Here is a 4,373-nt window from a genome sequence, read left to right on the forward strand (position 1 = left end):
GGGGGTGTTCTCCACGAAATTCGTGATCAACCAGTTCAGGTTCTGCGCCGCCTGGCTCATCGGGCTCACACTAACGCTCCTGATCGTAGGTGCTGCCGGGGCCGAAGCCCTGTCGGTCATTCTGGTTGGCGTCGCCCGCCGTGCGCCCCCGTCGGACACCGCGGTGCAGGTTGCTCAGCCTGCCGCGCACGTCCTCCGGCGCGCGGGAGACCGAGGGGCCGCCCTGCGGGCTCTCTTCCGCGGCACCGTCGACCAGGTTCGCCCTGGGCACGCGCCGCGGCAGGCCGGACGAGGTCACGCCACCGGCCTGCGGGGTGCGCAACTGGCCCGCCCTGTCCCAGCGTTCGTCGTTCACGGACCGCCGGTGGGTTCCGGTTTCCTCCGCTGACGGCTGCTGACCGGGCTGCTCCGAGGGAGCTTCCACACCGGGCCGGCCGGCCTCGTGCTGCGCCTCCTGACCCCCGTCGAGCGGCGAACGCCCCGGCTCACGGCGGGGAAGACCGGCGTCAGTCGTGGTGCGGAAGCTGCTCGGGTGGGGGCCCGGACGGTCGAAGCCTACGCGGTCGCGCTCCTCCTCGTGAATGCCGGCGGCGGGTTCCGCTTCCGGCTGCTGAGGGGCGTACTGACCGTCGTACGCGGGCAGTTGGGACGGCTCGGACGGCGCCGGGAAGGCGTGCCGGCCGGTCGTCTCACCCGCCGCGTCCGGGGCCCGGTGGGTGCCCCGTCCCCCGAAGCCGCCGTCGCCGGCGGGGTCTTCGGGGGCGAAGCCCGGACCGGCGTACGGAGTCTGGTACGGACCAGAGTGCTGCTCGGTGAACTGCTGCGGGTACGACTGGAATTCGTCGGTCCGTGGCGTGAACTCATCGCCCCGCTGCGGATGTACGCCGCTGCCGGACTCCGGGTGACCCGGGATGCCCTGGCCAGGACCGCCCTCGAAACCGGGCTGGTCGAAACCGGGCTGCTGTGCATAGCCGGTCTGCTCGTAGCCCGGCTGTGCGTAACCGGCCTGCTCGTAGGGGCCCTGCTCGGGGGCCTGGCCGTACGGGCCGGCGGCGTGGGACTGCTGCTCCTGGCCGTGCGGTGCGGTGAGCGGCCCCGCGGGCTGCTCGGCCCCGGGCTGCCGCGGCGGTTCGGGAGCCTGACCGGTCTGACCGGCCTGACCGGCCTGGTTGCCCTGACCGCCCTGGACCGCGCGGCGCTCGTCGCGCAGCCGGGCCCGGCCCACCGGGCCCAGCGAGGACAGCTCCTCGGACGGGCCGTACCGCGAGTCGTCGAAGCCCAGTTCGGCGGCCGACCGGGCCTCGGGCCCGGGCACGGACCCCGTGCCGGACTGCTCGGGGACGATGCGGGAGACGGTGAAGTCCTCCTCGGCCGGCTCGTCGCCGCCTCCGCCGTGGGTGATCGCGTCCGGCAGCATGACCAGCGAGGTCGTGCCCGCCTGCTCGCCGGAGGGCCGCAGCTGGACCCGGATGCCGTGCCGGTCGGCCAGCCTGCCGACCACGTACAGGCCCATGCGCTGCGAGACGGCGACATCCACCGAGGGCGGGTTGGCCAGCTTGTGGTTGAGGTCGGCGAAGTCCTCGGCGGTCAGGCCGATGCCCTTGTCATGGATCTCGATCATCAGCCGGCCGTCGGGCAGCCGGGTGGCGTTGACCCGCACCTTCGTCTGCGGTGAGGAGAACGACGTGGCGTTCTCCAGCAGTTCGGCGAGCAGGTGCACGAGGTCGTTGACGACCCTGCCGTGGATCTCGGTCTCCGGGATGCCCGCGACCTCGATGCGCTCGTAGTGCTCCACCTCGGAGGAGGCGGCGCGCAGGATGTCGACGAGGGGCACCGGCTCGGTCCACCGGCGCCCGGGCTCCTCACCGGCGAGCACCAGCAGGTTCTCGCCGTTGCGGCGCATCCGCGTGGCCAGGTGGTCCATCCGGAACAGATGCTCCAGCGCGTCCGGATCGGCCTCGCTGTTCTCCATGTCCGTGATCAGGGTGAGCTGCCGCTCGATGAGGCCCTGGTTCCGGCGGGAGAGGTTGGTGAAGATCGCGTTGACGTTGCCGCGGAGCATGGCCTGCTCGGAAGCGAGCCGGACGGCCTCGCGGTGCACCTGGTCGAAGGCGCGGGCCACCTCGCCGATCTCGTCGCTCGTCCGGATCGGAATGGGCTGCACCCGGGTGTCGACCCGCCCCGGCTCGGCGCGCGAGAGCTGGTCGACGAGCATCGGCAGGCGCTGTTCGGCGACGTCGAAGGCGGCGCCGCGCAGGGTGCGCATGTTCCGGCTCATCGACCGGGCCATCCGGCCGGCGATGACGAACGCGATCAGCAGGGCCACCAGCAGCAGCGCCGCGTTGAGGACCGCGTCGCGCAGCGCGTCGGAGGCGATCTGCTCGGTCTCGTCGACGGCGTGCGCGGTCAGCTGCTTCTCGACGGCGCGGTAGGCGTCGAACGTCGCGGTGGAGGTGGCGTTCCAGCTCTCGGTGGTCACGCCCTCGGAGCGCAGCTTGCCCGGGCTCGCGCCGCTGCCGATCAGCTGGACCATCTTGTCCATGGACGGCGGGGTCACGACGGGCTTGCCGGCCGCGGCGGCCTTCTCCTTGGCCTCCTGCGTCTTCTCCCGGCCGGCCTGCTTGGCCTTGCCGACCTCGTTCTTGAGGAGCCGGACGTCCTCGGCGCGGCCGCCGGAGGTGTACTCGCCGAGCGCGATGCGCTCCAGGTAGTGGTAGGAGGCCAGCGCGGTGAGCTGCTGCTCCTTCTCCTTGGCCGAGGGGCCGGCGTCCACCATGAGATGGGTGCCGAGCCCGCGCTGAAGCGATTCTGCGGCCTTGGCCAGGGAGATCGCGTAGACGGTCCGGCCGTAGGAGGTCACATTGCCGGTGCCCAGGCCGAGTTCGTTGGCGAACTCCATCAGCGGATGCTGGATGTCGACGTACTTCTCTTCCGTCTTCACCCCGCCCATGCCCTTGCCGTAGGCCGTCTCACGGAGCACCGGCAGCCCGGGTTCCTGCTTCTCGAACGCGGCCAGCCGGCGCTTGAGACCGGGGTTGTCCGGAAGGTCGGCGACGGCCTTCTTGAACCGGCGGCCCGCCTCGTCGGTGGCCTTGCGCGCTTCCTTCACCTCGGGATCGTTCCGCTTGCCCTTCAGCAGCGGCTCGGCGGTGCGGTCGCGCTCGTCGATGAGTGCGTTGCCGTAGTCGGCCGCGGCCTCGACGAGTTCGGCGGTGCGCTGGGCCTCCCTGGCGTCCTGCCAGGTGGCGAAGTCGGACTCGACCTTGATGCCGCCGAAGACCAGTGCGACGATCACCGGCAGCAGCAGAATCGCGTTCAGCCGTGTCGGCACCCGCCAGTTGCGTGCCGACCATTTGCGGCCCGCGCCCGTGGTGCGCGCTTCCGACTGAGGTGCCCCCGTCCGCGGGCCGCCCGGCGCGGCGCTCCGTGACGGCGGGGTGAAGTTCCCCCGCGACTCCGCCGGGTTGTGCGGTGTGGGGCCCGCACTACCCTTCTTCGATCGCCTCACTCGACTTCTCACCTCTCGGCGCTCGGCGCCCCCTGCGTCAGCTTGCGCCGTCTACTGCTGAGTTCAGGGAATTGCAGCACGTCAGGGCCGATCCCTCCAAACAGTTGGCGGAGAGATCGCGGACCTGCGAAAACACCGGAGCGTGCGCAGGAAAAACGGGGCATTGGGGCCGCTGAGCGCCAAATGGCGTGGATTTCGTGCGCAGAGTGAGACGTTCCGCTCGCCAGCCGTGTTCGGGCTGCCGCGATTGTCTGTCGAAACGTTATGAAGGCGAGGCCGGGCCGCTGACCGGCATGACGAAGAACACAGCCGGGTCGAGGCGTTCCGGCTGTGTCGGTGCGCGGCGCCCAGAGGGGCCCTTCCGCCTTCCGGAAGCGCTTCCTCGGGCCCGGCCGGCGGGCCGGATCCGGTGCGGCGGCCGCCGTGCTCCCGGTCACGACGCCGCCGCGCGGCTCACTTCAGACGAGCGAGCAGGGCGTGCTCGACCAGCGTGATCAGGCCGCTCTTGGCCTCGGCACGGTGCCGGGCGTCGGTGGTGATGATCGGGGCGTCCGGCCCGATCTGAAGGGCCTCGCGGACCTCCTCCGGCGAGTAGGGCTGATGCCCGTCGAAACCGTTCAGCGCGATGATGAACGGCAGGCCGCTGTTCTCGAAGTAGTCCACCGCGGGGAAGCAGTCCGCCAGCCGACGCGTGTCCACCAGGACCACCGCACCGATCGCCCCGCGCACCAGGTCGTCCCACATGAACCAGAAGCGGTCCTGGCCGGGCGTACCGAACAGATACAGGATCAGATCGTCGTCGAGGGTGATCCGGCCGAAGTCCATCGCCACCGTGGTGGTGGTCTTGTCCGCGGTGTGCGTCAGA

Annotated in this window: 2 protein-coding genes and 1 pseudogene; all 3 read right to left on the reverse strand. The window is 71.1% G+C overall.

What is annotated here, in order from left to right; translation table 11 throughout:
* A pseudogene (locus SCA03_RS36670) lies at positions 1 to 120 on the reverse strand (roadblock/LC7 domain-containing protein); the annotation flags it as partial.
* Positions 71 to 3,508, reverse strand: coding sequence for a sensor histidine kinase (locus SCA03_RS34400; protein WP_086813995.1), 3,438 nt, complete (start codon positions 3,506 to 3,508; stop codon positions 71 to 73). The pseudogene SCA03_RS36670 and the gene SCA03_RS34400, both read right to left, overlap by 50 nt.
* Positions 3,509 to 3,961: 453 nt before the next feature.
* On the reverse strand, positions 3,962 to 4,373 hold a 412-nt coding region (locus tag SCA03_RS34405; RefSeq protein WP_174864526.1), incomplete at its 5' end, for a GTP-binding protein.

Origin of the sequence: Streptomyces cacaoi, assembly GCF_006539165.1 — a bacterium.
Lineage (GTDB): Bacteria > Actinomycetota > Actinomycetes > Streptomycetales > Streptomycetaceae > Streptomyces > Streptomyces cacaoi.